This window comes from Azospirillum sp. B4 (assembly GCF_000333275.1).
Classification (GTDB): Bacteria; Pseudomonadota; Alphaproteobacteria; order Azospirillales; family Azospirillaceae; genus Nitrospirillum.
The window spans coordinates 1-5,086 of the sequence record NZ_BACU01000017.1 but is presented as its reverse complement, the minus strand read 5'-3'; the positions used below and the strand labels follow the sequence as shown (position 1 = coordinate 5,086).

The window sequence follows — 5,086 nt, the reverse complement described above, 5'->3', positions numbered from 1 at the left end:
GTTCTTCTTTTCGTTCTTCCTCTGGGGCTTCCGCCGGAAGCCCCGTCCATCTCCTAGCATGCCGCGTCGTGGCCGCCGCCGCAAAAGGGATTTGACACACTGGGCGCACAGCGGGACTGGCGGTCTGGCGTCATTCCGCCGCACCCCCGGAACAGCCCCCTTGCCCCATTAGGAAACCGGTGTCATTTATGGACGCCGACGGATGGGACTGGCGCGGCACCAGTGCCCGGCCCATCCTCGCCATAACAAATCCTGGGAGGATAGACCGTTGATCAGACGCATTCTGGCCACCACCGCCATGGCCACGTTGCTGGCCCTCAGCAGTGTGGCCGACAACAGCGCCAGCGCCGCCGGGAAGGCGGACGCCCTAGCCTTCCCCGGCGCCCAGGGCTGGGCGGCGCACACGCCCGGCGGGCGCGGTGGCAAGATCATCAAGGTGACCAACCTGAACAGCGAAGGCCCCGGATCCTTCCGCGAGGCGATCGAGACTAAGGGGCCGCGCATCATCGTGTTCGAGGTCGGCGGCGTCATCGACCTGAACCAGAAGACCATCAAGCTGGAGGAGCCCTTCGTCACCATCGCCGGGCAGACCGCCCCCTCCCCCGGGATCACGCTGATCCGCGGCGGCATGGATGTGAGCGCCCATGACGTGGTTATGCAGCATATCCGCATCCGCGTGGGCGACGCCGGCGCGCCCAAGAAAAGCGGTTGGGAGGAAGACGCGCTCAGCACCATGGGCGCCGCCTACAACGTCATCGTCGACCATTGCAGCCTGACCTGGGCGACGGATGAGAACCTGTCAGCCTCCGGCCCCCGCTTCAAGGGCGACACGCCAGAGGAATGGCGGCAGAACACCAGCCACCGCATCACCTATTCCAACAACATCATCGCCGAGGGCCTGGCCCGGGCCACCCATTACAAGATCGAGCATTCCAAGGGATCGCTGATCCACGACAACATCACCGACATCCTGATCGTCGGCAACCTGTACGCCCACAACGTGGAGCGCAGCCCCCTGTTCAAGGGCGGCGTCCACGGCGTCATCGTCAACAACCTGATCTACGACCCCGGCCAGCGCGCCGTGCACTACAATTTGCAGGCCGAGGAATGGGGCGACCACCCCTACCAGGTGGGCCAGATGGCGGCGGTGGGCAACGTGCTGCGCGCCGGTCCTTCCACGCCCACGCCCCTGGCCTTCCTGGAGATCGGCGGCTATGGCGACCTGGAGTATTACGGCAAGGACAACATCGCCGTGGATCGGGCGGGCGAGCCGCTACCCCTGATGGGGCGCTACACCACGTCCCCGGCCAAGGTGATCGAGATGGCCAAGGCGCCGCTCTGGCCGGAAGGGTTGGAGCCGATCTCCGCGGCGGAGGTACAGAAGTCCGTGCTGCACAACGCCGGCGCCCGCCCCTGGGATCGCGACTACGACGATGTCCGCCTGCTGGCCGACGTGGCCGAAGGCCGGGGAGAGATCATCAACAGCCAGGACGACGTCCATGGCTATCCCAATGAGAAGCCGACCTCCCGCCCGTTCAACCCGGCCGACTGGAACCTGGACGACATGACGCCCCGCACCGCCACCGCGCTGGACGCCAAGTCCAAGGCCCGTGGAACCTGAGCCCAAACCGGCTCGAAAAGACAAAGGGCGGCGCTTCCCTGGGTGCGCCGCCCTTTTCTTTTCATCCGCGCCGGCCGTCAGCCGGCGGCCGCATCACTTCTTCGGCTGTTCCGCCGGCTTGTCGGCCGCCTTGGGCGCCTCGGCCGGCTTCGGCGTCGGCGGAGCGCCCAGGCTTTGCAACGCGGGGGCCAGGCCGCCCAACTGCACCGGCACGTCCATGGCCGTTTTGTCCGGCTTGGCATAACGCACCATCAGCACCTTGCCGGTGGTGAACTGCTTCAGCACATCCGCGTCTAGGTTGGCGGAAGCGATGCAGCCGCCGGCCTGGCACAGGGTCAACGGCAGGGCGATGGGCTTGGCCCCGTCCAGCGTCAACTGCAGGCCGGGTTGCACCGGTGTCCCCAGTGGCACGGTGATGACCAGCACTGGCTTGCCGTCCGCGGCCATGTAGCCGATCTGGACATGCAGCACGATGGTGTTGCCCGGGTTGGCGATGGCGAACTGCTCGACATAGCAAACATCGTTGCCCGCCTGGTCCTTGGCGCAGCTCTTGGCCCAAGGCGGCCCCGCCGGCTTTTGGGCATCGGCGGCGGCGGACGCCGGCTTGGGCGCGGCCGCCTTGTGGCGCTGGTACAGCATGATGCCGCCGGCCGTCAGCAGCCCCAGCAACAGCAGCAGGCCGATCACGATCAGGGGCGTGCGCGAACCGCTGGTGGTGGCGGACGCCGGATCCTCTTTATTGGTCATAGGTATGCTTTTTCTGTNTATGGCGCGGAATTGGACGGATCGGATGCCACGGCGCCCCATCCCCTGCGACTCCGATCAGGCGCGGGATTGTGAAAGACATCCCGGCACCTGGTCAACCGCTAGTCCACCAGATCACCGCATCGAAAGGACGCATCCGGATATGCTCGCCCACCGGGCAATACTCGGATACCCGCGCGGTCACAAATGGTCAGCAACGGGCCTTCACCGCGTCATCCTGCCGACACCCCGAGCACCGCCGTCATCGAATCGCGGCATCAGCCGATATCGAACTTCACGCCCTGGGCCAGCGGCAGGGCGGTGGAGTAGTTGATGGTGTTGGTGGCCCGACGCATATAGGCCTTCCAACTGTCGGACCCGGCTTCGCGCCCGCCGCCCGTCTCCTTCTCGCCACCGAAGGCGCCACCGATCTCGGCGCCTGAAGGGCCCAGGTTGACATTGGCGATGCCGCAGTCAGACCCGGCGGGACTGATGAAGGTCTCCGCCTCCCGCATGTCGGTGGTGAAGATGCTGGACGCCAGTCCCTGGGCCACGCCGTTCTGCAGCGCGATGGCCTGGTCCAGGTCGCGGTAGCGCACGACATAGAGAATGGGAGCGAAGGTTTCCTCCAACATCGGCCCCGCCTGGTCCAGCAGGGTTACCAGCGCTGGCCGGACGTAGTAGGCGTCGGGTGAGCCGACATCGACCCGCTCCCCACCGATGACGGTGCCGCCGGCGTCCTTGGCGGCGGCCAGCGCCTTCTGCATGGCCTCATACGAGGCCTTGTCGATCAGCGGGCCCACCAGGGTACCGGCCTCGCGCGGGTCGCCGATCTTGACGCTGCGATAGGCACTGGCCAGCCGGTCCAGCAGGCGGTCGGCCACGGCCTCGTGCACGATCAGGCGGCGCAGGGTGGTGCAGCGCTGGCCGGCCGTGCCCATGGCGGCGAAGGCGATGCCGCGCACCGCCAATTCCAGGTCGGCGGACGGCGCCACGATCGCGGCGTTGTTGCCGCCCAGTTCCAGGATGGCGCGGGCGAAACGTGCCGCCAGGCGGGGCGCCACGGCCCGCCCCATGCGGGTAGAGCCGGTGGCCGACACCAGCGCCACCAGCGGATGGTCCACCAGCGCCTGCCCCACATCGGCATGCCCCTGTGCCAGGATGGAGAGACCCGCCGGGGTCCCATGGGGAGAATTGGCCCCGAACCTGGCGGCGGCGCGGTCGAAGGCCGCCTGGACGGCGATGGCCGTCAACGGCGTCTTCTCCGATGGCTTCCAGATGACGCTGTTGCCGCAGACCAACGCCAGGGCCGCGTTCCACGACCACACCGCCACGGGGAAGTTGAAGGCGCTGATGACACCGCAGACGCCCAGGGGATGCCAGGTTTCCATCAGACGGTGGCCCGGCCGCTCCGTCGCGATGGTCAGGCCGTACAGCTGGCGCGAAAGACCGACGGCGAAGTCGCAGATGTCGATCATCTCCTGAACCTCGCCCAGGCCTTCGGACAGGATCTTGCCAGCCTCCAGCGTCACCAGGCGGCCGAGATCCGTGCGCACGGCCCGCAGTTCCTCCCCCAACAGGCGCACCAGTTCGCCCCGCCGGGGTGCGGGCACCGCGCGCCATTCCAGGTGGGCGGCATGGGCCTGGCGCACCAGCGCATCCACGTCGGCGGCCGACAGGGCCTTGACCCGGCCCGCCTCAGCGCCATCGATGGGGCTGCGCGCCCCGATGTCGCCGCCCGAAAGCACGGACGCATCCACGCCCAGCCGGTCCAGCACCGCCAGAATGTCATCCCGGGTTTCGCCCACGGTCGTCATCGCTTCGTCCCTCATGCTGCTTCTTATTTATCCGACCGCCCGGCTCAGGCGACGCGCGCCACCACCTGGTCCACCGGGCCCGCCCCCTGATAGGCGCGGCCGAAGCGGTTGGCCAGGAAATCCTCCAGCGCGATATCCTCCTGCCGGATGAAGCCATGGGACGGCAGGCGCTCCTCGGCCAGCATGTCCAGCACGGCGCAGATGCCGGCCGCGGTGGTGGTCTGGATGGCCGTGCGCTGGCGTCCGTGGGCATAGTCGCCGAAGACGCGGCTGGAATAGCTTTCCTGAGTCAACTGGCCATCCAGCATGCCGCTGACGGTGACGAAGATGACCACCACGTCCTGCAGGGTGGCGGGCAGCGCCCCCTCCAGCACGGTCTTGAACAGGTCGCGACGGTCACGCAGGCGCAGGTCGTTCAGCAGCGTCTTCATCAGCTGGCAATGGCCGGGATAGCGGATGGTCTTATAGTTCAGGGTGCGAACCTTGCCCTTCAGCACCTCCGCCAGGCTGCCCAGGCCGCCGGAGGTGTTGAACGCCTCATAGGGCACGCCGTCCAGCCAGAACTCCTCCCGTTCCTCCAGCGCCGGCACCTCGCGCAGCGTGCCCTCCACGATGGCCTCGCACGGCTCGCAATACTCGTTGATGACGCCGTCGGTGCTCCAGGTCAGGTTGTAGCCCAGGGAGTTGCTGGCATAGCGCGGCAAGGCGCCCACGCGCAGGCGCACGGGCTCCAGCGTATCGAACTTCTTCGCCAGGCTGCCGGCGACGATGGAGATGAAGCCCGGCGCCAGGCCGCATTGGGGGATGAAAGCGTTGGGGGCGTTGGCGGCCAGTTCCTTCACCCGGGGGGGTGTGGCCACGTCCTCCGTCAGATCCATGTAGTGGCAACGGGGCGATGGCCGCG

The 5,086-nt window shown here is 67.5% G+C and carries 4 protein-coding genes; 1 reads left to right on the top strand and 3 read right to left on the bottom strand.

What is annotated here, in order from left to right; all coding sequences use genetic code 11:
* Window positions 1–268 precede the first annotated feature (268 nt).
* On the top strand, window positions 269–1,621 hold the full coding sequence (locus tag I55_RS00450) for a polysaccharide lyase family 1 protein (protein ID WP_049973697.1): 1,353 nt from the start codon (window positions 269–271) through the stop codon (window positions 1,619–1,621).
* A 93-nt stretch (window positions 1,622–1,714) separates the two neighbouring features.
* Here the strand turns inward: I55_RS00450 and I55_RS00445 are convergent, their stop codons facing one another.
* The 3 genes from I55_RS00445 to I55_RS00435 all read right to left on the bottom strand — a co-directional run.
* Window positions 1,715–2,368 carry an invasion associated locus B family protein gene (locus tag I55_RS00445; RefSeq protein WP_044558443.1) on the bottom strand — a complete coding sequence of 218 codons (654 nt, stop codon included), beginning with the start codon at window positions 2,366–2,368 and terminating at the stop codon, window positions 1,715–1,717.
* 275 nt (window positions 2,369–2,643) lie between these two features.
* Window positions 2,644–4,197, bottom strand: coding sequence for an aldehyde dehydrogenase family protein (locus I55_RS00440; protein ID WP_252180959.1), 1,554 nt, complete (start codon window positions 4,195–4,197; stop codon window positions 2,644–2,646).
* Between the two features lie 29 nt (window positions 4,198–4,226).
* Window positions 4,227–5,086: saccharopine dehydrogenase family protein (locus tag I55_RS00435; RefSeq protein ID WP_044558444.1), on the bottom strand; the 860-nt coding region annotated here is incomplete at its 5' end.

What these genes read in the sequence shown, in the direction of transcription:
- I55_RS00440 (WP_252180959.1), bottom strand. Translation starts at nt 4,197, where the DNA reads ATGAGGGACGAAGCGATGACGACCGTGGGCGAAACCCGGGATGACATT.
- I55_RS00445 (WP_044558443.1), bottom strand. Translation starts at nt 2,368, where the DNA reads ATGACCAATAAAGAGGATCCGGCGTCCGCCACCACCAGCGGTTCGCGC.